Annotated in this window: 22 protein-coding genes; 11 read left to right on the plus strand and 11 right to left on the minus strand. The window is 42.7% G+C overall.

Annotated features, from left to right (window positions below; translation table 11 throughout):
• Window positions 1-236: 236 nt before the first annotated feature.
• The 4 genes from IEY03_RS15250 to fadB form a co-directional block, all read right to left on the minus strand.
• On the minus strand, window positions 237-701 hold the full coding sequence (locus tag IEY03_RS15250) for an MOSC domain-containing protein (RefSeq protein WP_188843266.1): 465 nt from the start codon (window positions 699-701) through the stop codon (window positions 237-239).
• A complete protein-coding gene (tusA, locus tag IEY03_RS15255; protein WP_188843268.1) occupies window positions 701-964 on the minus strand; it encodes a sulfurtransferase TusA in 264 nt (87 codons plus the stop codon). The genes IEY03_RS15250 and tusA overlap by 1 nt, the downstream gene beginning before the upstream one ends.
• A gap of 433 nt (window positions 965-1,397) precedes the next feature.
• Complete coding sequence (fadA, locus tag IEY03_RS15260; RefSeq protein ID WP_188843270.1) at window positions 1,398-2,561, minus strand: acetyl-CoA C-acyltransferase FadA; 1,164 nt, start codon at window positions 2,559-2,561, stop codon at window positions 1,398-1,400.
• Window positions 2,562-2,583: 22 nt separating this feature from the next.
• Complete coding sequence (fadB, locus tag IEY03_RS15265) at window positions 2,584-4,734, minus strand: fatty acid oxidation complex subunit alpha FadB (protein WP_188843272.1); 2,151 nt, start codon at window positions 4,732-4,734, stop codon at window positions 2,584-2,586.
• Window positions 4,735-4,969: 235 nt separating this feature from the next.
• Between fadB and pepQ the strand changes: the two genes are divergently transcribed.
• The 4 genes from pepQ to hemG (IEY03_RS15285) all read left to right on the plus strand — a co-directional run bounded on the left by pepQ (window position 4,970) and on the right by hemG (IEY03_RS15285) (window position 8,966).
• Window positions 4,970-6,286 (plus strand): Xaa-Pro dipeptidase, encoded by a 1,317-nt coding sequence (gene pepQ / locus IEY03_RS15270; protein WP_188843274.1) that lies wholly within the window; start codon window positions 4,970-4,972, stop codon window positions 6,284-6,286.
• On the plus strand, window positions 6,279-6,893 hold the full coding sequence (locus IEY03_RS15275; RefSeq protein ID WP_188843276.1) for a YigZ family protein: 615 nt from the start codon (window positions 6,279-6,281) through the stop codon (window positions 6,891-6,893). Before pepQ ends, IEY03_RS15275 begins: the two co-directional genes overlap by 8 nt.
• An 82-nt stretch (window positions 6,894-6,975) precedes the next feature.
• Window positions 6,976-8,433 carry a TrkH family potassium uptake protein gene (locus IEY03_RS15280; protein ID WP_188843278.1) on the plus strand — a complete coding sequence of 486 codons (1,458 nt, stop codon included), beginning with the start codon at window positions 6,976-6,978 and terminating at the stop codon, window positions 8,431-8,433.
• Complete coding sequence (hemG, locus tag IEY03_RS15285; RefSeq protein WP_188843280.1) at window positions 8,433-8,966, plus strand: menaquinone-dependent protoporphyrinogen IX dehydrogenase; 534 nt, start codon at window positions 8,433-8,435, stop codon at window positions 8,964-8,966. Before IEY03_RS15280 ends, hemG (IEY03_RS15285) begins: the two co-directional genes overlap by 1 nt.
• Window positions 8,967-8,986: 20 nt before the next feature.
• On the opposite strand, the gene IEY03_RS15290 is transcribed toward hemG (IEY03_RS15285), so the two are convergent.
• A complete protein-coding gene (locus tag IEY03_RS15290) occupies window positions 8,987-9,292 on the minus strand; it encodes an ArsR/SmtB family transcription factor (RefSeq protein ID WP_188843282.1) in 306 nt (101 codons plus the stop codon).
• A gap of 167 nt (window positions 9,293-9,459) precedes the next feature.
• Here IEY03_RS15290 and hemG (IEY03_RS15295) point away from each other — a divergent pair, with 167 nt between their 5' ends.
• Entirely contained in the window at window positions 9,460-9,999 is a 540-nt protein-coding gene (gene hemG, locus IEY03_RS15295; protein ID WP_188843284.1) for a menaquinone-dependent protoporphyrinogen IX dehydrogenase, read from the plus strand.
• 41 nt (window positions 10,000-10,040) lie between these two features.
• On the opposite strand, the gene IEY03_RS15300 is transcribed toward hemG (IEY03_RS15295), so the two are convergent.
• Genes IEY03_RS15300 through def form a run of 5 tightly spaced genes read right to left on the minus strand, consistent with a single transcriptional unit; the run spans window position 10,041 to window position 15,680 of the window.
• Window positions 10,041-11,483, minus strand: a complete 1,443-nt coding sequence (locus tag IEY03_RS15300; protein WP_188843287.1) for a TrkH family potassium uptake protein — start codon at window positions 11,481-11,483, stop codon at window positions 10,041-10,043.
• Window positions 11,484-11,494: 11 nt separating this feature from the next.
• Window positions 11,495-12,904 carry a Trk system potassium transporter TrkA gene (gene trkA, locus IEY03_RS15305; protein WP_188843289.1) on the minus strand — a complete coding sequence of 470 codons (1,410 nt, stop codon included), beginning with the start codon at window positions 12,902-12,904 and terminating at the stop codon, window positions 11,495-11,497.
• A 16-nt stretch (window positions 12,905-12,920) separates the two neighbouring features.
• Window positions 12,921-14,204, minus strand: a complete 1,284-nt coding sequence (gene rsmB, locus IEY03_RS15310) for a 16S rRNA (cytosine(967)-C(5))-methyltransferase RsmB (protein ID WP_188843291.1) — start codon at window positions 14,202-14,204, stop codon at window positions 12,921-12,923.
• 1 nt (window position 14,205) lies between these two features.
• Window positions 14,206-15,162: a methionyl-tRNA formyltransferase gene (gene fmt / locus IEY03_RS15315; protein ID WP_188843293.1), complete on the minus strand. Its 957-nt coding sequence runs from the start codon at window positions 15,160-15,162 to the stop codon at window positions 14,206-14,208.
• 8 nt (window positions 15,163-15,170) lie between these two features.
• The gene (gene def / locus IEY03_RS15320) at window positions 15,171-15,680 is read right to left on the minus strand and encodes a peptide deformylase (protein ID WP_188843295.1); all 510 of its coding nucleotides are present in this window, start codon (window positions 15,678-15,680) and stop codon (window positions 15,171-15,173) included.
• Window positions 15,681-15,806: 126 nt separating this feature from the next.
• Between def and IEY03_RS15325 the strand changes: the two genes are divergently transcribed.
• The 3 genes from IEY03_RS15325 (at window position 15,807) to IEY03_RS15335 (ending at window position 18,501) form a co-directional block, all read left to right on the plus strand.
• On the plus strand, window positions 15,807-16,913 hold the full coding sequence (locus IEY03_RS15325) for a LysM peptidoglycan-binding domain-containing protein (RefSeq protein WP_188843297.1): 1,107 nt from the start codon (window positions 15,807-15,809) through the stop codon (window positions 16,911-16,913).
• A gap of 83 nt (window positions 16,914-16,996) precedes the next feature.
• The gene (gene dprA, locus IEY03_RS15330) at window positions 16,997-18,025 is read left to right on the plus strand and encodes a DNA-processing protein DprA (protein ID WP_188843299.1); all 1,029 of its coding nucleotides are present in this window, start codon (window positions 16,997-16,999) and stop codon (window positions 18,023-18,025) included.
• 2 nt (window positions 18,026-18,027) lie between these two features.
• Entirely contained in the window at window positions 18,028-18,501 is a 474-nt protein-coding gene (locus IEY03_RS15335; protein WP_188843301.1) for a DUF494 family protein, read from the plus strand.
• Between the two features lie 54 nt (window positions 18,502-18,555).
• Here the strand turns inward: IEY03_RS15335 and IEY03_RS15340 are convergent, their stop codons facing one another.
• The gene (locus IEY03_RS15340) at window positions 18,556-20,325 is read right to left on the minus strand and encodes a collagenase (RefSeq protein WP_188843303.1); all 1,770 of its coding nucleotides are present in this window, start codon (window positions 20,323-20,325) and stop codon (window positions 18,556-18,558) included.
• A gap of 129 nt (window positions 20,326-20,454) precedes the next feature.
• Between IEY03_RS15340 and IEY03_RS15345 the strand changes: the two genes are divergently transcribed.
• From IEY03_RS15345 to hemF, 3 genes are read left to right on the plus strand one after another with little or no spacing between them, the layout of a single operon-like run.
• Window positions 20,455-21,018 carry a DNA topoisomerase family protein gene (locus IEY03_RS15345; RefSeq protein ID WP_188843305.1) on the plus strand — a complete coding sequence of 188 codons (564 nt, stop codon included), beginning with the start codon at window positions 20,455-20,457 and terminating at the stop codon, window positions 21,016-21,018.
• A gap of 23 nt (window positions 21,019-21,041) precedes the next feature.
• On the plus strand, window positions 21,042-21,608 hold the full coding sequence (gene tsaC / locus IEY03_RS15350; RefSeq protein ID WP_188843307.1) for an L-threonylcarbamoyladenylate synthase type 1 TsaC: 567 nt from the start codon (window positions 21,042-21,044) through the stop codon (window positions 21,606-21,608).
• A 4-nt stretch (window positions 21,609-21,612) separates the two neighbouring features.
• The gene (hemF, locus tag IEY03_RS15355) at window positions 21,613-22,560 is read left to right on the plus strand and encodes an oxygen-dependent coproporphyrinogen oxidase (RefSeq protein ID WP_188843309.1); all 948 of its coding nucleotides are present in this window, start codon (window positions 21,613-21,615) and stop codon (window positions 22,558-22,560) included.
• The last annotated feature ends 1 nt before the right edge of the window (window position 22,561 follow it).

Consider the following 22,561-nt stretch of genomic DNA (forward strand, 5'->3'; position numbering starts at 1 on the left):
TTAGCTTCAATTAACACGATTTTATTTCGAAGTCATTCAACCAGCAAAGACAAACAGGCCATAGGTGTTTAGCAAGGTTGCTAGCATCAATTCTGGCTTGGCAACCTTTATCGCATAAATGGACGATTAACGACACAAAAATTCTGTTTCAATTAATGACAATCCATCATATTTGAGGCAGAAATAACTGACAAATTTGGATAGCCGACTGGTGGTGTTAACGCGGGTAAAGTCGATTAGAGTGTGGTGATGGTGACAATATCATCTTGTTGAATAAGGCCCGGTCTTTTTACTTTACAGGTAACGCCGCCACGCCAATCTGGAGTCAGCGCATGTTCTAAGCCTGAATAAGCCAGTTCCATTTTTTTACAAGGATCCGTTTCACCCGTTATGACTAACTGTAAATCATCACCAACTTGAATCACTTTACCGACATCTGAAGCACTGAATTGATAACCACTTACTAATAGATTGGCTCGACGAGTAAGCCAGTCTAAATCACTATTAATTTGCTGACAGGCTATTTGCCATTGCTCTTTTGACATCACCGTCACTTGACGTTTACCTGGTCGGCCGAAGATATCATTTTCTACACCGCGCTCGACAGTGACATTGGCACAAAATACCTGATTCATAACGCCACGTTTTGCGGTTTTATAGGCTATGCCTGCAAGGGTTATGTCAGTATTGGGCGATTTCATCATAATCCTTTTTTGAGCAAATACTGGTAAGGCGTAGCATCTGTAGCGCTGGCTAACAGAGTGTGATCCATAAACTCACAGAAACTGGGGATGTCTCTTGTTGTTGCTGGGTCATCGGCAATAATTAGCAATGTTTCACCTTCAGCCATTTTTCGAACTGTTTTGCGGATCATCATTACTGGTTCAGGGCAGCGTAAACCTAAAGCATCAAGTTGATGTTGAGCTTGTTTAAATATATCTGATGAGGTTAATTGTTCTGACATTACCACTTCTACTGACAACATGACTATCTGGTTATGGTACTCTGCCAAGGTAAACTTGCCAAGTTTAGCGGCGGCTAATGTGATTTAACGCGCGCAAAATTTTTTTGAATGAGTAATGTAAGACTGTTTTGACTGATGATCACTTTGGTCAATATTATTTTTAGCCTTGGTTGGGATGTGCAAATTAAGATGATGACTGGTGAGATTGTTTAATCCTTTTTTAAACTTCATGGTCAGTGATCTTTATATATGTTTCTATTCAAAAGTCGAATTTATTGTATTTTTTTAACTTTCCTCAAATATGTTTCACGTGGAACATAAGCCGTTTCATGAAAATAAAAAAACCGAATTATTTTGTAATAATTCGGTTTTTATCATTCAATGCCATTAAGCTACAGAGTTAGCTTTTGCTCGATGGCATTCGGTCTTAGGTTTAAACGCGTTCGAAAACCGTCGCGATACCTTGACCTAATCCGATGCACATTGTGGCTAAGCCTAATGTTGCATCTTTGTCTTCCATCAAATTGATTAGCGTTGTTGAAATACGTGCGCCAGAACAACCTAGTGGATGACCTAGTGCAATAGCACCGCCATTGAGGTTAATTTTTTCTTCAACTACATCTTGTAAGCCAAGATCTTTAACGCACGGTAAAGATTGTGCAGCAAATGCTTCGTTAAGCTCAATCACATCTAAATCGGCAACGGTTAATCCGGCACGGGCAAGTGCCTTTTGTGTAGCAGGAACAGGACCGTAACCCATGATTGCGGCATCACATCCCGCAACTGCCATAGAGCGAATGCGAGCTCGAATCGGTAAACCTAAAGCACGCGCTTTCGATTCTTCCATTACTAGCATTGCCGATGCACCATCAGATAAAGCTGAAGAGGTGCCCGCTGTAACAGTACCATTTACTGGATCAAATACAGGACGTAGACCGGCTAGCGATTCCATTGTTGTTTCTGGACGAATGACTTCATCGTTGAACACTTTGATGAGTGCGCCATTAGCATCATGACCTTCCATTGCCCAAATTTCTTTAGCAAATCGGCCTTCAACTGTTGCTGCATGAGCACGTTGATGTGAACGAACAGCAAATGCATCCTGTTGTTCACGAGTCACACCGTGAAGTTTACCTAACATTTCAGCGGTTAAGCCCATCATACCTGAGGCTTTGGCTACACGATTTGCAAGACCTGGGTGGAAATCAACACCGTGATTCATAGGTACGTGACCCATGTGTTCAACACCACCAATAATGAAGGTGTCGCCCATGCCTGTCATGATGGCGCGAGCAGCTTGATGAATGGCATCCATTGATGAACCACATAAACGGTTTACCGTAACAGCGCCAGCTGTTTTTGGGATACCAGCAAGTAATGAAGCATTACGTGCAATGTTAAAGCCTTGCTCTAAGGTTTGTTGAACACAACCCCAAATCACGTCTTCAATTAGGTTAGGATCTAGTTGTGGGTTACGAAGAAGTAGCCCTTTCATTAATTCTGCAGACAGAGTTTCTGCACGTACATTTCTAAATACACCAGCCTTTGAACGGCCCATTGGGGTACGAATGCAGTCTACGATAACAGCTTGTTTCATGATTTAATTCCTTTCCCGCTAATTAGGCTTGGTAGTAACTACCGTTGTTGGCTGCAAGTTCACGCATTGCATCAGTCACTTGATATAAGCCACCTAAATGCGCATATTTATCAGCTAGGGCAACAAATGTTGCTACGCCCATAGTGTCCAAATAACGGAACACACCACCACGGAATGGCGGGAAACCTAAGCCGTAAACTAAGCCCATATCAGCTTCTGCTGGAGAGGCAACAATGCTTTCCTCTAAACAACGAACCGTTTCAATGATCATCGGGATCATACAACGTGCGATGATATCATCAGCTTCAAATGCTTTTAGCTCGCCAAATGTGCCTTTAAGTAATTCATAGCTGGTTGGATCGAGATCTTTTTTCGGCTTACCGCGGCGGTCAACAGAATACGCATAGAACCCCTTAGCATTCTTTTGGCCTAAACGTTTGTTTTCAAACATGATGTCAATTGCATCTTTATCCGTTTTACCCATGCGATCTGGGAAGCCTTCAGCCATAACCGCTTGTGCGTGGTGGCCGGTATCTAATCCCACAACGTCAAGTAAGTAAGCCGGGCCCATTGGCCAACCAAATTGTTTTTCCATCACTTTATCAACAGCGGCAAAGTCAGCACCGTCAGCAAGTAGACCGTTAAAACCTGCGAAGTATGGAAACAGTACGCGGTTAACAAAGAAACCTGGGCAGTCATTGACAACAATAGGGGTTTTACCCATTTTGCTTGCGTAGGCGACAACCGAAGCAATGGTTTCTTCCGAGCTGTGCTCTCCACGGATAACTTCAACTAATGGCATTTTGTGCACAGGGTTAAAGAAGTGCATGCCACAGAAACGCTCTGGCTTCTTGAGGCTTTTTGCTAATAAGTTGATTGAAATAGTCGAGGTGTTAGATGCTATGATGGCATCTTCAGCTACGTAACCTTCCACTTCGGCTAATACAGTCGCTTTCACTTTTGGATGCTCAACTACCGCTTCAACGACTACATCACTATGCTTAATTGCTGCATAGTCTAAAGATGGCGTGATGTTGTTAAGTACTTGGGCCATTTTTTCAGGTGTAGAACGTCCACGGGCTACTTGTGCTGAAAGTAATTTAGCCGCTTCGTTTAGCCCCAACTCAAGTGCTGGCTGTGCGATGTCTTTCATGACAATCGGTGTGCCTTTGCTGGCGCTTTGGTAGGCGATACCGCCGCCCATAATGCCAGCGCCAAGTACCGCTGCATTGTTAACATCTTTAGCTAATTTTACCGCTTTTTTGGCTTTGCCTTTAACGAACTGGTCGTTTAAGAAAATACCAATAAGAGCAGTAGCGACTTCAGTTTTAGCTAGCTTGATAAATGCCTGTGCTTCCACTTGTAATGCACCTGCGCGATCAAGTGTTGCTGCTTGCTCGATAACATTCACAGCGGCCATTGGCGCTGGATAATGTTTACCGGCAATGGAGAACACCATGCCTTTAGCGGTAGCAAAAGACATCATGGCTTCTAACTTAGCAAGTTGAAGAGGTGATTGCTTTTGTTTACGACGAGCTTGCCAATCTAAATTACCCGCTAGCGCGTCATGTATCATTTGAATGGCTGCAGATTGTAAGTTTTCTGGGGCAACGACAGCGTCAATCGCGCCGACTTTAAGGGCATCATCAGGGCGTTGTTCTTTACCTGATGTGATCCACTCTAAAGCATTGTCTGCGCCAATCACGCGAGGTAGACGTACTGTGCCACCAAAACCTGGAATTAATCCCAGCTTGGTTTCAGGTAGACCAACACGAGCATTAGTATCAGCAACACGTAAATCTGTCGCTAAAATCGTTTCACAACCGCCGCCCAAGGCAAAACCGTTGATGGCAGATACTGTCGGGAAAGGTAAATCTTCAAGCTTGTTGAATACCGCATTAGCTTGTGCAACCCAAGCGAGTAATGTGGCGTCATCTTGCTTAAATAATTCTAAGAACTCAGTGATATCAGCACCCACGATAAATGTGCTTTTGGCTGAGGTAAGTAACAGTGCTTTAATCTCAGCATGTTGCTTAATGCTATCTAATGCTGCATCTAAAGAGGCTAAAGTTTCTCTGTCGAACTTGTTTACCGAGCCCGGTGCATCAAAGCACAGCTTGGCAACATTGTCTTCAAGTAACTCAACCTGGATGGTAGGGCTTTGGTAGATCATTGCTTGCTTCCTTATTGCTTAAAGCGATTTCCACATCTTTATTACTGTGTAGTTATCAAGCTTGTTTTACAGCAGTGTAGGCCATCATTTGACCAGTTACACAACAGTGTGCGACTAAATGACAAAAATTACAACACCCAATTTAAACGACCGTTTAATTTTTTGTCTGCTGAGGTGATTTTTCTCCTTTGTGGTAGACTGTTAGGGTTCGCCAACTCAAGAATAGGGATTAAAAATGGATAAGCTGGCTAGCTTTTATCATGCACATATTGCTGAATTAAATCGTCGTGTGGCAGAAATTTCACACCGTGAAGGGTTAGCTGGATTGATCATTCATTCTGGCCAGCCACATCGCCAGTTTTTAGATGACATGAATTATCCATTTAAGGTTAATCCACATTTTAAAGCTTGGTTACCGGTTCTCGATAACCCTAATTGCTGGGTTATTGTTAATGGTGTCGATAAACCTAAATTAGTGTTTTATCGCCCCGTAGACTTTTGGCATAAGGTCAGTGATGTACCCGAAGCATTTTGGACCGAACACTTTGATATTCAATTATTGACTAAAGCTGACAAAGTGGCTGAGTTTTTACCAAAAGATTTAACGGGGTGGGCGTATATCGGAGAGCATTTAGATGTTGCTGACGTGCTTGAATTTTCGTCGCGTAACCCCGATGCGGTAATGAATTATCTGCATTACCATCGTGCTGACAAAACACAATACGAGCTTGAGTGTCTGCGCCGTTCAAACCAAATTGCAGTAAGAGGTCATAAAGCGGCTAAAAGTGCATTTTTTAATGGCGCCAGTGAATTTGAGATCCAGCAGCAATATTTAGCCGAAATAAGCCAAGGTGAGAATGAAATGCCCTATGGCAACATTATTGCCCTCAATCAAAATGCCGCAATTTTACATTACATGACTTTGGCGCACGTAAAGCCGCAGCAGCGGTTGTCTTTTTTGATTGATGCAGGTGCAAGCTACCATGGTTATGCCGCTGATATTACCCGTACTTATTCCTTCGAAAAAAACCGTTTCTCTGAATTAATCAGCGCACTTAATCAACAGCAGTTAAGTATTATTGATGCAATGAGGCCTGGGGTGAAGTACACAGATTTACACATTATGACCCATGAACGGATTGCACAGTTATTGATTGATTTTGAGCTGGCGCATTCAGATGTCACGGCATTAATCGACTCCGGCGTAACCAGTGCGTTTTTCCCTCATGGCTTGGGACATATGTTAGGTTTGCAGGTGCATGATATGGGCGGATATTCCCATGATGAAAGAGGAACCCATATCCCTGCACCAGAAAAGCATCCGTTTTTGCGCTGCACCAGAACGTTAGCGGTTAATCAGGTGCTTACAATAGAGCCGGGTATTTATATTATTGATTCATTGCTGAATGACTTACCGGATAATGCTAAGCAGTTAGTGAATTGGCAAACGGTTGATTTAATGCGCCCCTATGGCGGGATCCGCATTGAAGATAACGTAATCGTCCACGCCGACAGAAATGAAAACATGACAAGAGAGTGTGGTCTTGACTGAGAGTTATTCGATACCAGAATCTAACTTGTTGATTGAAGAAGAGATAAAGCATAGTCGCTTTATCTCTTTTCTGTTTCATTGTCCGAGTCAGGACGTGTTGAAGTTAACACTTACTAACATAAGGCAAGACTACCCCGGGGCAAGCCATTACTGCTATGCCTATGTTGCAGGTGCGCCAAATGACATGGTGAATATTGGCTCCAGTGACGATGGCGAGCCTGCCGGCAGTGCTGGGCGGCCTATGCTAGCAGCGTTGCAGGGCGCGAATGTGGGCGAGGTTGGCGCGATTGTGGTGCGCTATTTTGGCGGTACCAAGCTAGGTGTCGGTGGTTTAGTTAGGGCCTACAGCTCAGGTATTAAACAAGGAATTCAACAGCTGAGTCTGGTAACTAAATATATTCGCTACCCAATTAGCTTGCGTTGCAGCTACGCGCAATTAGCTGGTATTGAATATATTGTCGCGCAAAATGATGGGGTTATTATAACCAAAGCCTTTACTGACAAAGTTGAACTTAAGTTTGAATTAGCTAAAGATGCGCTCGAACATTTCAATGTACAGCTTGCCACTGTGACCCAAGGGGCGTTGCAAGTGAAGTTTACAGTTTGAGCTACGCAGAACTTATGCCAAAATGCCCTGATAGAGCTTATTTATTCATATTTTTACAACATTTAGCCAACAGAAGCCATTAATGCAATATAAAACAATTATAAGAATCACGGGGTTGTTGATGGGATTATTCTCCATCACTATGCTTCCTCCTGCGTTGGTGGCGGTGTTATATAAAGATGGCGGTGGTACGGCGTTTATTCAGGCTTTTTTTGTGAGCATATTTTTAGGTTTCTTGCTTTGGTATCCCAACCGTCGCGAAAAAGGCGATTTACGTACCCGTGAAGGGTTCTTGATAGTTGTGTTGTTTTGGACAGTACTGGGGTCGATTGGTGCGTTACCGTTTATTTTTTCTAAAGTGCCAGATTTAAGCTGGACAGATAGCTTTTTTGAGTCCTTTTCGGCGCTGACAACAACAGGGGCTACGGTTATTGTTGGCTTGGACAATTTACCTAAAGCCGTGCTGTTTTACCGACATTTATTACAGTGGATGGGCGGTATGGGTATTATTGTATTGGCCGTAGCGATTTTGCCGCTGTTAGGTATTGGTGGTATGCAGCTTTATAAGGCCGAAGTTCCCGGGCCTGTAAAAGACAGTAAGATGACCCCGAGGATTGCGGAAACCGCCAAAGCCTTATGGTACATTTATTTGATGTTAACGATAGCATGTGCAACGGCATTTCATTTTGCCGGAATGGACATTTTTGATGCTATTTGCCATTCATTTTCAACCATCGCCATTGGCGGTTTTTCGACTAAAGATGCTAGCTTAGGACACTTCGACAGTCCGTTAATCAACATTATATGCGCAGTCTTTTTATTAATTGCAGCGGTGAACTTTAGTCTACACTTTGCCGCATTTACCCGCCGAGGGATTAACTTTAAAATTTATTTTAGAGATGCAGAATTTAAGGTGTTAATTGCTGTACAGTTAGTCTTAACCGCGATTTGTTTTGTCACGCTATATTCATCTGGTATTTATGATTCTCCTGAACAAACCTTAGATTACGCTTTTTTCCAGGTGGTCTCGATATCCACTACTGCGGGTTTTGGTACTGAAAGCTTTCATTCTTGGCCGTTGTTTTTACCTATTTTACTTATTTTCTCAAGTTTCATTGGTGGCTGTGCAGGCTCAACAGGCGGCGGGATGAAAGTGATTCGACTCATTTTATTAGTATTACAAGGTTCACGTGAGCTGAAGCGCTTGGTGCATCCTAAAGCCATGTATTCAATTCGTATCGGTGGCACAGCGTTACCCGATCGTATTATTGATGCGGTATGGGGCTTCTTTTCGGCGTATGCCTTAGTCTTTGTGATTTGTATGGTCATCTTAATGGCAATGGACATGGACGCGATTACAGCATTTAGTGCAACCGCTGCTAGTTTGAATAACCTGGGACCTGGGTTAGGTGATGTTGCTAATAACTATTCCAGTATTACTGATGGTGCTAAATGGGTGTTGGTGATGGCCATGTTATTTGGGCGTTTAGAAGTGTTTACTCTTTTGGTGTTATTTACGCCAACATTTTGGAAAAATTAATGCAAAGTTTGATGGTGTATTCAACGGTTGATGGACAAACATTAGCAATTTGTCGGCGCATTAAGTTGCACCTTGAGCAGGCTGGACAGTCTGTTAAATTGAAAGATGTTGATCAGGTTAGTTTGGCCGATGTGAACGGTGCCGAGCAAATTATCATTGGCGCCAGTATTCGTTATGGTAAGCATAGGCCCGCGTTGTATGATTTTATTTCAGCCCACAAGACGAGTATTGAGGGGAAGCCAAATAGCTTTTTTACCGTTAACGTTGTGGCAAGAAAACCTGAAAAAAACACCCCTAAAACCAATCCATATATGCAAAAGTTTTTAGTTTTGTCGCAATGGCAGCCGCAGTTACTTGGGGTGTTTGCCGGCAAGATTGATTATCCCAAATACCGGTTTTTCGATAAGTTTATGATCCGTTTCATTATGTGGATGACCAAAGGACCGACAGATACCCAAGGCACGTTTGAGTTTACAGATTGGCAAAAAGTCGATCAATTTGCTGCGCAATTAGTGCAGCAAACAACGCAATAAACGCTTAATGCGAGTGAATGTTAGGCGCAGTAACGGCGGTGTAGTATAGATATAACCTCAGTGACTTGTTCGTTTTTCAAGGTATAAAATACCACCTGCGAACTCTTACGGGTATTCACTAAATCTTCTGCACGCAATACCGCTAAGTGTTGCGATAATGCTGACTGGCTTAATGGTACTGTTTCGTTTAGTTCTGTCACACTCAATTCTTTATCCAGCAATAAACATAAAATCATTAATCGATAAGGATTGGCGATGGCTTTTAGCCATTTGGCAGCCGTTTCAGCATTATCTAGCATGGTGGTGACATCAATCTCTTGCTGCATGATGGATTCCTTAGGCGATTATCTATGTGAGAATCATACTCGTGCCGAAGAGAGATCTCAATTATCAGTACTAATTATATGAGCTAATTCTAATTTGTGATCATTTCATCGGTAACTCACGAGATTTTTTGCCACACTAGCCGTTTGTTAATCAATAAGGCTAAACCATGTCTAAAATATTAGTACTGTATTATTCTCGAGGTGGTCATACTGCGCAAATTAGTCGTGCCATTGCTCAACAAATTATGGCCACGGGTAACGGCTGTGATGTCGTTAATATCCATGATGTAAAAGACGATATTGATTGGCCTCAATATGATGCAGTTGCTTTAGGTGCATGTGTTTTATATGGTTCTTATCATAAATCTGTTTTTGAGTTTGTTGAGCGCTATCAAGCGCAGTTAGCTCAAATGCCGAACAGTTTTTTTTGTGTGAACGTGGTTGCGCGCAACCCTGAAAAGCGCATTCCTGAAAATAATAAATATCTGCAAAAGTTTTTATCCCTGTCGCCTTGGCAACCGCAAGATGTAAAAATTATTGCCGGTAAAGTTGATTATCCATCTTGGCCTTGGTACGACAGTTTGATGATCCGCTTGATCATGAAAATGACCGATGGGCCGACAGATCCTAAAGCAATTATTGATTACACCGATTGGGATGATGTGAAGTGCTATGCCGAGCATATATTGGCGCTGGTTAAGCATTAGAACCTCAGTGATGGCCTATAGCTTATAGGCCTTAGACATTGCTAGTATCGCCAAAACTGTGGATGAAAAAGTACCGCAACGGTCAGTATTTCCAAACGACCCAATAGCATTCCCAATGCTAATGCCCATTTAGCGACATCTGAAAGGCTAGAGAAATTACCCGCAGGACCAATAATTGGGCCTAAACCTGGGCCAACATTGGCAACGGCGGTAATAGCACCTGTGAAGCTGGTCATTATGTCTAAACCCGTTAATACCAAAACCATTGATAAACCCAAAATGACTAAGAAAAACAACATAAAGAAAGTCACTAGAGAACGGACAATATCTTCATGAACCTTATGGCCGTTATAGGTTTCTTTGAAAATACCATTAGGGTGAAATTGATGTTTAATTTGCTGACGCATAATCGCCATAGCAATTTGAAATCTGAAGATTTTAATCCCGCCAGATGTAGAGCCTGAACAGCTACCAACTAACATTAAAAATAAGAAAGCGGTACCAGCAAAAGCGCCCCAGGCTTGATAATCCGTTAAGCCATATCCTGTAGTGGTGACCACGGATATGACATTAAAGCTGGATAACCTTAATGCATCAATAAAGTCTAATTGCTTATGAAAAGACAACCATATCGCAATGCTCAGCGACACAACACCGACAAACATGAGAAACCCTTTTACTTGCTGATCATTCCAAATCGATAGGTTTCGTTGTTGGATAGACTGGACAAACATCAACAGTGGCAAGCCACCTGCTAACATAAAAATGACGCCAACCCAGTGTGATGCATTGGAAAAATTGGCCATTGAACTATCGGATGTCGAGTATCCACCAGTTGAAAGCGTTGTCATTGCATGATTAATGGCTTGAAACCAATTCATTCCGGCGAGGTGATAAGCCACACCACACAGTAATGTTAGCCCGGCGTAAAGAAAAAAAAGGTGTTTTGCCATGTGTTGGGTTCTTGGCGTCGCTTTATCGCTCCAGTCCGATGATTCTGTTCTAAACAAACGCATACCACCGACGTTTAAAAATGGTAATACAGCTACCGCCATCACAATAAAGCCGATCCCGCCAAGCCATTGCAGTAAAGAACGCCAAATTAAAATGCTGTGGTCCATGCTATCTAAGCCAGATAGCACGGTTGACCCTGTGGTAGTAATACCTGACATGGTTTCAAAAAACGCATCGGTATAAGTGATGCCGTGATACAGAGTAAAGGGCAGCGCCGCGCAAAAACTGACCGCGAGCCAAGTTGCACTGGTTAATACAAACATGTCGCGAATGTTTAAGCGAATATCATCAGGTCGACCCGATTGGATGCAAATGGTTGCAACTATTCCCGTGAAAAGAGCCGATAGCATAAAGTCGCCAATGGTTTCTTCGCCATATGCTAGCGCGAAACCCATTGGGATAAGCATGAAGCCAGTGAGGATGGCGAGAAATATGCCAATCACAAAAACCAGTTGCTTGAAATTTATCATTTATTTTCTAACTAAAAGAAAAACGCGCTCGGTTGGAACAGCTTTTCAACATCGCCGATAAACTTCTTATTGACTAAGAAAAGAATCACATGATCTCCTTGTTGAATAACGGTTTTGTCATGCCCCATTAGTACTTCATCTTTGCGCACAATGGCACCGATTGTTGTTCCCGGTGGCAGTTTGATGTCGCCAATTTGCTTACCGACAACTTTAGATGTGTTGGCGTCGCCGTGGGCAATCGCTTCAATGGCTTCTGCTGCACCACGACGTAATGAATAAACATTACAAATATCACCTTGGCGAATATGGGTCAGCAAAGCTGAAATGGTGGCTTGCTGAGGTGAGATAGCTATGTCGATATTCGCTTCTTGAACGATATCGACATAGGCTTCACGCTGAATAAGTACCATGACTTTCTTTGCGCCTAAACGCTTAGCTAACAGCGCTGACATAATGTTGGCTTCATCATCATTGGTCACAGCAATAAATACATCGGTTTGGTCGATATGTTCTTCATTGAGTAACTCTTGATCTGATGCATCACCACAGAAAACGGTGGTTTTTTCGAGTTTCTCAGATAACATTTCGGCGCGCTCTTGGCGATGCTCAATCAATTTTACCGAATGATTTTTTTGTAAACGTTTAGCTAAGCCAAAACCGATATTTCCTCCGCCGGCAATCATAATGTTGCGGTACGAGTTATCCAGTTTTTGCATTTCACTCATGACGGCGCGAATGTGGCGGCTATCGGCAACAAAGAAGACTTCATCATCAGCTTCGATAATTGTCGTACCACGGGGCATGATGGCTTTTCCCTGACGAAAAATTGCCGCCACCCGGGTATCAATATTGGGCATATGCTCACGTAAGGTGGCAAGCGCATTACCCACTAACGGACCACCGTAATAAGCACGCACCGCCACCAGGCTTAACTTTCCTTCTGCAAATTCAAGCACTTGAAGTGCGCCGGGATATTCAACTAAACGATGTATGTAAGCAGTCACTAACTGTTCTGGTGCAATTAACTCATCGATAATAAAACCACCACGGGGTTTTGCATCACCAGATTTTACTTCTGAGTTAATAAACAATTTGTCGCGTAAATCTAAATAAGGTTCTGAACGAATACGGGCGATTTTGGTTGGGGTGCCAAAGAGTGAATAGGCAATTTGGCAAGCGGCCATGTTACATTCATCGCTGTTGGTTACCGCAATCAGCATATCTGCATCTTCGGCGCCAGCTTCCTTTAATACGCTAGGATGTGCACCATGACCAACCACAACGCGCAAATCGAACTTATCCTGTAAAATTCTTAGTCTGGTTCGATCGTTATCAACAAGAGTGATGTCGTTGTTTTCGCCGACTAAATTTTCAGCTAGCGTGCCGCCTACTTGTCCAGCGCCCAAGATGATAATCTTCATATCCTTGCCAATATCCTTACAGTGCTTTAATTAAGCGAGCGTAGTAGAAACCGTCCATATTGTCCTGACCGGGTAAAATCTGCCAGCCAATATCTTGTGCATTTTGTTGCTGAATAATCGGCACTAATTGCGCGTCAGGAGTACGAGATAAAAACGCGCTTACTTGCTGACTATTTTCTTCAGGTAAGATTGAACACGTTGCATAAAGCAACGTACCTCCAGGTTTTAACCACTGCCAACAATGATCAAATATCTGTTGTTGTAAAATGGCTAGCTCGGCAATGTCATTATTCTTACGTAGCCATTTGATATCAGGGTGACGACGAATTACGCCTGTCGCTGAACAAGGAGCGTCTAGCAGAATACGGTCAAATCTTTCACCTTGCCACCAAGCATTAATATTGGCGGCATCACCATGAATAACTTGCGCTTTTAAATTCAATCTGTCGAGGTTTTGTTGCACTCTAGCTAAACGTTTTTCATCAAAATCTACGGCAACGATTTGGGCTTGCGGGGCGTGTTCTAAAATATGACAGGTTTTGCCACCAGGTGCTGCGCAGGCATCTAGTATTAGCTCGCCGTTTTCTGGAGCTAATAACGTGGCTGCCCATTGTGCTGCTCCATCTTGAACTGAAGCTGCGCCATCCATAAAGCCTGGTAGCTGATTCACATCTTTTGGGCTTTCAAGCAAAATTGCATCAGTACTTGTGCCTTTGCTAGCGACTACATCCTGCTCTGCCAAGGTGGCAAGGTAGGCATCGCGGCTTTGCGATAATTGATTATTACGCAACCACATTGGCGGGCGCTGGTGGCTTTGTTCAATAATGTGTTGCCACTGTTCAGGGTACGCTTGTTGTAATCGCTTAATAAACCATGCGGGAGTGTTATAGCGAAGCGTATCAGCTTCAGTAGACAGCGGAGCATTGTTACGTTGAATATTGCGTAATACCCCATTAACTACTTTGACCAAACCATCAAACTTTAATTGTCGGCAAGCTTCTGCCGTTTCTGAAATCGCCGCATGTGCTGGAATGCGGGTAAAGTAAAGCTGGTAGCACCCCACGAGCAAAAGTTGGTAAACGATTCGCTGTTTGCCCTTAAACGGTTTTGCTAAACAATCACTAATGCATTTATCAAGTTGAGGTAGTTGACGCATGACGCCATAGCAAACCTCTGCCATCAAGGCTTTGTCTTTGCCATTATCAAGATGTTGCTGTTGTTCTGGTAGGGCAACAGATAAGGACACGCCTTTTTCTAGTACATCAAAAATGGCTTTGGCGGCCAATGCGCGCACATTCATGCTAATTTGCCTCTTGGCTTAAAAGAGTGCCAACACTAAACCAGTCCGCGCGTGAGTTAAGAATGTCAGCAACTGCTAAAGGTTTTTTGTTGGGTAACTGCATGGTGTCGATAATTAAGCTGCCAGAAGCGGTCGCGATGACGATGCCATTTTTATCAGCCTGAGTAATGGTCCCCGGCGTAGCTGTATTTACCGATGTATCGTAACGCACTTGCCACACTTTAATGCTGCTTTGCTGATGTTCGAAATAACTTACTGGCCAAGGGTTAAAAGCGCGCACTTCTTGCCAAAGCTGCTTAGCGGATTTATTCCAGTCAAGCTTTGCTTCTTCTTTTGATAATTTCTCAGCGTAATTAGCTAAGGATTCATCTTGTTTTTCGGCTGTTAAGGTGCCTAAGCTTAATTGTGCTAAAGCATCAATAAGTGCATCCGGTCCTTGAAGTGCTAATTTTTCATAAAGACTGGCTGATGTATCTGTGTCTTCAATTTTTAGTGCGGTTTTGAGTAGCATGTCACCGGTATCTAAACCTATGTCCATTTGCATAATAGTTACGCCAGTTTCATTATCACCAGCCCATAAGGCACGTTGAATGGGCGCAGCGCCTCGCCATCGTGGCAAGATTGAACCATGAACATTTATGCAGCCTAGTTTCGGTGTATCTAATACGACTTTCGGCAAGATCAGTCCATATGCCACCACAACCATAATATCGGCATTCAGCGCGGCAAGTTCTGCTTGTGCATCTTCATTGCGTAGCGATGGTGGCTGGAAAACGGCAATATTATGTTCAACCGCTAATTGTTTTACTGGGCTAGGAGTCAGTTTTTTACCACGCCCTGCGGGTCTGTCTGGTTGAGTATAAACAGCACAAACATTGTGATCTGATGCAATCAACGCCTGTAAATGGCGAGCTGCGAAATCGGGCGTGCCAGCAAAAATAATATTTAACGGTTTCAAATTGGATCCTATTCTTTAGCGGCTATGCGAGCTTCTTTTTCAAGCTTAGTTTTAATACGTTGGCGTTTAAGTGGTGATAAGTAATCCACAAAAAGCTTACCTTGTAAGTGATCCATTTCATGTTGGATGCAAATAGCAAACAGTTCATCTGCTTCAACTGTAAAAACTTCGCCATGGCGATCTAGTGCTTTTAGAGTGACTTTTTCTGCGCGGTCAACTTTGGCATAAACCCCAGGTACAGACAGGCAACCCTCTTCATTGGCAAAGTCGCCACTTGAATCCACAATTTGTGGATTAATGAAAATCGTTGGACGTTCAATTTCATCTTGTAAGTCCATAACAATGAGTTGCTGATGAAAATCTACTTGTGTTGCTGCTAGCCCAATGCCTTTTTCGTGGTACATTGTTTCTAACATGTTATCGATTTGTGCCTGAAGTTGTGGGCCAAAGTCTGTTACAGGCTTGGCTACAGTACGCAGACGCTCATCTGGAAATCGTAAAACATTTAATAATGGCATAGATAAACTCTTAACAAATCTGTCAATATTTAGCTTGTTAGCTATACTGACTGTAAAAAATAGGATAATTTTAATCCTAACGGGCCTTCAATAACAGCAAAAAGCTCAAATATAGAGCTTAATAACATGGACAACACCATGAAACGGATAATACTACTTGCTTTTATGACATTGAATATCTTTGGATTAAATGCAGATACATTAACTTTAAAAGCGGGACATCCCGATACTTATGTCGTTAAAAAAGGCGATACTCTTTGGGATATATCAGGTTACTTTCTAAAAGATCCTTGGCGCTGGCCAACATTGTGGGGTGTTAATCCTCAAATAGCTAATCCTCATTTAATTTATCCCGGAGATCGATTAACGTTAGTGTTTATTGATGGCCAACCTCGATTAGTCAAAAAACAGCATATCAAAAAGGGTGTAGAAGGACGTATCGTACCTAAAGATGGCGCAATTCCAGCGATTGATTTAGCGCTTATTCAGCCCTATTTATTACAAAATCGTGTTGTAGAACAAGAATGGTTGGCTGCTCAGCCTTTTGTTTTAAGTGGCGAAAGTGAATCTAAACACCATATTATTAATGATGTTGTGTTTGTAAATGCCAATATGCCTATGGGGCAAAAAGTCGCAATTTATGAATCCGGCCGTGAATTTCTAGATACTGAGAGCGGTGATGTTTTAGGCCGTGAAATTATCCTAACTGCCAGTGGCCGTGTGACGGCTGACGGTGAAGTGTCAAAAGTTCAATTATTAAGCAACTTGCGTGAAACTAAAGTGGGTTATACGGTTATTCCGGTTGAAGATGAAGCCTTAATGTCTGCTTTCTTTGTGCCGACCGCTGCAGCATTAGATGTGCCTGCCAGCGTGATTGCTACCGCAAGCGATAATCGCGAAGCTGGTAAACTTGAAGTGGTTTACTTGGATAAAGGATTAAATGCCGGAGTACAACCTGGGCATGTGTTTGCGATTTATCGTGATGGTGAAGAAATCATTTTAGACAATAACGGTCAACCTGTTCGTGCAGTAGACCGTTCATCATACGATAATGTGGTGGCTCACTTTTCCAATGATAAAGTATTTAAAGTCCCCGATGTGTATCATGGTAACTTAATGGTGTTTAAGGTTTTTGATAAAACAAGTCTAGGGTTAATTATGATGAGTGATCGCCCAGTAAGAGTAAAAGATAAATTGGTTACACCAGCAAACTTAACACTTAAAGGTGAATAATTACTGACAATCTGGTCGATTGGCTGGTTGTTTCTGCTGTATCTGGGCTAGGACCCGCTCGGATTAAACAATTACTGACTCACATGGATGTAGAAGAGTTAAGGCAAAGGCTGCAGTATGAGCCCAGCACTTTGCCTATTTCATCTCAATCCTTGCAAGCTTGCGCTATCGATTTTGAGAAAGTCGATAGCGCACTTAATTGGCTTGAAAAAGACGATAACCACCATTTGATTTGTTTATCCGAACCTCAATATCCTCCATTGCTACAACAAATTTACGATCCTCCTTCGGTATTGTTCATCAAAGGTAATCTTAATGCACTGTTACCCCCCTCTATCGCGATCGTAGGTAGTCGAAGTATGTCTTTGCATGGTGCCGATACCGCAGCTAACTTAGCTACTGCGTTGTCTAATCACGGCTTTAGTATTACCAGCGGCATGGCTGCTGGAATTGATGGCGCAGCGCATAAAGCCGTTGTTGCCAATCATGGCATGACGTTAGCGGTACTCGGCTGTGGCGTTGATGTGATTTATCCTAAGCGACATAAATCGTTATATGATAATATTCAGCAAAACGGCTGTGTGATAAGTGAGTTCTGGCCAAGTGTAAGTCCTCTAGCGGGACATTTTCCTAAGCGTAATCGCATCGTAAGTGGTTTAAGTCTAGGCACTGTCGTTGTTGAGGCTGCACGTAAAAGTGGTTCACTGATTACCGCTCGATTGGCAATGGAGCAAAATAGAGAAGTGTTTGCTGTTCCTGGTTCAACCGTGGCGGGATTTCATCAAGGCTGTCATGATTTAATTAAAAATGGGGCAAAGCTTGTTGAGAATGCTGCCGATATAATAGAAGAGTTAGGGTGTTTATCTCAGTATCACCTTGATCAATTGCATCAGCGTCACCATATACAAGATAACGAAATGAGTAATTTGCCATTTCCTTCGCAGTTAGCTAGTCTGTTAATAAGTGTAGGATATGAAACTACAACAGTTGATGCTGTAGTTGAGCACAGTGGAAAACCAATAGATCTGGTGTTAGTACAATTGCTTGAACTTGAGTTACAAGGGTGGGTTGCCGTGGTACCCGGTGGTTACGTCAGACTAAAGAGGAGTTAGCCATGTTTGATATCCTCATGTATTTATTTGAGAACTATGTTCATAGCGAAATAGAGCTATTGGTTGATGAAGATGAGTTAACCAAAGAGCTTACACGTGCAGGTTTTCATCAGGTCGATATTATTAAGGCCTTGGCATGGCTTGAGCATTTAGCTGACTTGCAAGAAAGTGAGCAGCCGTATTTATGCAATCATGCGCAACAATCATTCCGTATCTATACCAAGCAAGAAATGGCGAAGTTGGATGTTCAATGTCGTGGGTTTTTATTATTTCTAGAACAAATCCAAGTCTTAAGTGTTGAAACCCGAGAAATGGTTATCGACAGAGTCATGGAGCTGGATGAACCGGCATTGGTATTAGAAGATTTAAAATGGGTGATATTGATGGTGTTATTCAATGTCCCCGGTAATGAATCAGCCTATGAGCAAATGGAAGATTTAATCTTTGAACAGCCAGATGGAAGGCTGCACTCTTAACCAAAAGGGTTGGATAATAAGGAGGCATGATTAGCCTCCTTATTTTATATGGATCTAAAAATGCAGATGCTTGCTATCTTGAGTCAGATGATTAGGGGTTAAATAGTCGCGATAGCCGTAGCGATTGAGTTTGTTTATTTTTGTTGTATTTTTCTCAGTTTCTTCTTCAAAGATGGTGGCTTGTTCATTAACCCATAATGCAAATTGCTGTTGATGTTTGCTGAGTTGCTCCAGTAACAGTTCATAACCTTCGAAGTAGTCAGTTTTTAAGTATTTGCTCAGTTGCACAAGATCGCTATGGTAGTTTTCAGCTAGAAAACGCACAGCCATGTAACTCCACTTGTAAGTTCTATCTTGGCCATCTTTGTATTCGGTGGCAAATATCTCTTCTAATGTAGGCGCTTTCTCAATCTCCCGTTTAATGACTTCGAGTGTTGAGGGGTTATCATTACCTTTTGAGACGTATTCGGCAAGTCCTTCCGACCACCACACCATTTTACTTGGGAAGTGTCCAAAGCCGCCATATTTCACAAAGTGACCATCTAAATAATGTACGTACTCATGGTTAAGATTCCAAATAGCGAACTCTGGTGCTATCCAAAACTGACGGTAGGCAAAGAAAGTCGCTTGGTTATTTGGTTTGGATGGTATGCCTTCGATATACATACCGCCATTGTCGGTTTGAATATCAAATAGAAGTTGGCCGTAGGCGTTATATTGACTCCAGTTTTTGAATGTCACCACTCGCAAGGCGCTGTTTGTATCATTTGCTGTTGGTGTTTCTGCAGTTTGAAGTAGTTGATGAAAATTTGATGCTTGCGAGATCAGTTTATCGCAGCTTTGCGCCAGCTCTTGCTGATTAAGATCTTGTGCCAGAATAAACAGTGATTTTGAACAAACATGATGAATCGGTAAAATCTCGGTTAGTGCGGGTATATGGCAAATATCACTCTGTTGCTCACAGCTTTCCTTTCCTGAAAAAGTGTTGACATGAAACCCTAATGTGTAAGTGTTTTTCGCCATAATACCGCGTTGCTCAACATCGGCTTTGGCCATTTTAGCAACGGCGGTATCGATAGCTAATTCTGCTGCTGATGATGAGCCATCATCCTCACTCGGAAGAACAAGACGATATTGTCCTAGTGCCCAGTATGCATTTGCTCGCGGCCAATCTTGCTGGGCATGAAGGCTTTGTGGTGAGCTAGCGAAGGCTAATAGCGCTTGGCTAATATTTGCATTGATAAGTTGTTTGGCTAGTGCGTTTTCATTGTCCTTTCTGGCAGCTGTGAGCAGTAACCCGTAAGCTCTTAAGGTTTCCCATAAAGCGTAGTCATTGGTCTCGGTGATTGGCAGCTGGGCGAGCCGTGTTAACTGTGTATTGAGTATTGGCAGCAGTTTACTCAGCAATAAAGCTGTGTCGTCAGTATTGTAATAAAGGTAGAGGGTTACAGCGAAGTGCTCTTGTAACCTTGGATTTTCGATAAACAATTGTCGTTTTGATAACGTGATTAAAGCGCTAGTGAGTCGACGTTTATCATCCAGCGTCAGTGTCTCTATAGGGCCGAAATAGCTAAATGCTCGCAGAAAATAGAGCTGTCTATCGAGTTGCTCAGGGTTATTTTCATTTTGAATGAGCTTAACGGCTTGATTGAAGGTATCTCGGGTGTGGAGATTATCATGGGTAAAGAACAGATCAACGGCAGTCGTTTGCAGCTGTTGGGTGATGACCGGGTTGGTATCTATTTGCGTTACAGAACTGCAAGCTGAGAGTAATGCTAGGCTCGGATAGAGGAAAGATAAAGCAATAAATGAACGGGTTAACATAGCAGCTCCTTTTTGCATACAATATACATTTTGTTGTGTGCGAGAGCTAGTGATAATTAGATGCTTATTCGATACCCAAGCAGCATCGAGCTTGGTAAAATGCACAAAGGTTCAGCCAACGAGATAACCATGTCAAAAATTGATCAGCAATTATTTACTGTCCATGAGCATGCCTTAGAAAAAGAATTTGAACTCTGTCCTAAGTGTGGCTGTGAGTTATCGTTAAAACACAGTAAGCACGGTAGCTTCATTGGTTGTAATAATTACCCGACATGTGACTATACAAGACCTTTAGTGCAGCATGAGTTTATAGAAACTCAGGTTATTTCAGGTTCAAGCTGCCCGGAGTGTGGCCATGAACTGGCGGTGAAATCAGGGCGATTTGGCATCTTTATTGGTTGTACACATTATCCCGAGTGTCATCATATTGAGAAGCATGACCACAGTGATGAAGCCGAAGCGATAACGTGCCCGCATTGCTTGAAAGGGCAGTTAGAATCGCGTACTAGCCGTTATGGCAAAACGTTTTTTTCCTGTAATGCCTATCCTAAATGTAAATATATCGTCAATTACCCGCCAATAAATGAATCCTGTCCTGATTGCGGATTTGGTATTCTGGTTGAGCGAAAAGGCGCTGCGGGTAATCGTGTTGAGTGCCCGCAAAAAATGTGTAAATACAAACGTTCTTTATAATCAAATAGTGTTGAGGATCAATCATGTTGCAAGTGCTGCCAGATGCTGTTGTCGATGTCGTTTTGGAAGGTGGGGTAATTGCATATCCTACAGAGGCTGTATTTGGTCTAGGGTGTGATCCCGATAATGACACAGCGATTCAAAAGCTATTGGCTGTAAAACAACGCCCATGGCAAAAAGGCTTGATCTTGGTAGCAAGTGATTTTGCTCAATTGACACCTTATATTGACGAGTCTCAACTGACATCGGCACAACTGCAATTTGCGTTTTCTAAGTGGCCAGGCCCATTTACCTTTGTTATGCCAATTAAACCCACAGTTTCTAAACTGTTATGTGGTGAGTTTGCATCGATAGCGGTGAGAGTTTCAGCGCATCCTGTGGTTCGCGCACTTTGCGAGGCGTTGCAGAAACCGTTAGTATCAACCAGCGCAAATTTAGCGGGTGAAGATCCCGTTGTTTTGGCCGAAGATATACTAAGTGATTTTGAGGGGAAAATTGATGCATTGGTAATGGGCTCTTTAGGAGAACAGCGCCAACCCTCAACGATTATAGATGCGCGCACAGGTCAAATTATTAGAAACGGAAACTAATTATATGCAAACTGGTTCAGATGCCGTCGGTTTACCCAATGCAGAACAAGTAAAAACATTTTTATTGTTGTTACAAAAAAATATTTGTCAGCGATTAGAAGCCCTTGATGGTAAATCTACCTTTAGCGCAGAGTCCTGGAAGCGAGAAGAAGGTGGCGGTGGTACCAGTATGGTATTAACCCAAGGCGATGTGTTTGAGCAAGCTGGAGTGAATTTCTCCCATGTGATGGGCGCAGCAATGCCTGCTTCGGCTACCGCTCATCGTCCTGAATTAGCGGGTAGAAGTTTTGAAGCAATGGGCGTGTCATTAGTGATCCACCCAAATAATCCCTACATTCCAACAACCCATGCCAACGTCCGATTTTTTATTGCCCGCAAAGAGGGCGCGGATCCTGTTTGGTGGTTTGGTGGTGGATTTGATTTAACGCCTTATTATCCGTTTGAAGAAGATGTCATCAGCTGGCACCAAACAGCACATGATTTATGCCTGCCATTTGGTGAAGATGTTTATCCTAAGTATAAAAAATGGTGTGATGACTACTTCTTTTTACCACACCGTAACGAAACGCGTGGTGTGGGTGGATTGTTTTTTGATGATCTTAACGAGCCTGGATTTGAGAATAGTTTTGCTTTTATGCAAGCGGTAGGTAATGGCTTTATAGCAGCTTACGAGCCAATTGTTGAACGCAATAAAGATCTAGAATATCAAGATGAAGAGCGTCAATTTCAATTATACCGCCGTGGACGCTATGTTGAATTCAATCTTGTTTATGATCGTGGCACCCTGTTTGGTTTACAAACCGGTGGCCGCACAGAATCAATTTTAATGTCGATGCCGCCACTTGTGCGCTGGGAATATGGTTTCACGCCTGAAGAGGGGACACCTGAAGCAGAATTGTATGATTACTACCTTAAACCACAAGACTGGTTGAAGTTAAGTGCGTCAATCTGAT

This window comes from Shewanella aestuarii (assembly GCF_014647215.1).
In the GTDB taxonomy this organism is placed as follows: domain Bacteria; phylum Pseudomonadota; class Gammaproteobacteria; order Enterobacterales; family Shewanellaceae; genus Shewanella; species Shewanella aestuarii.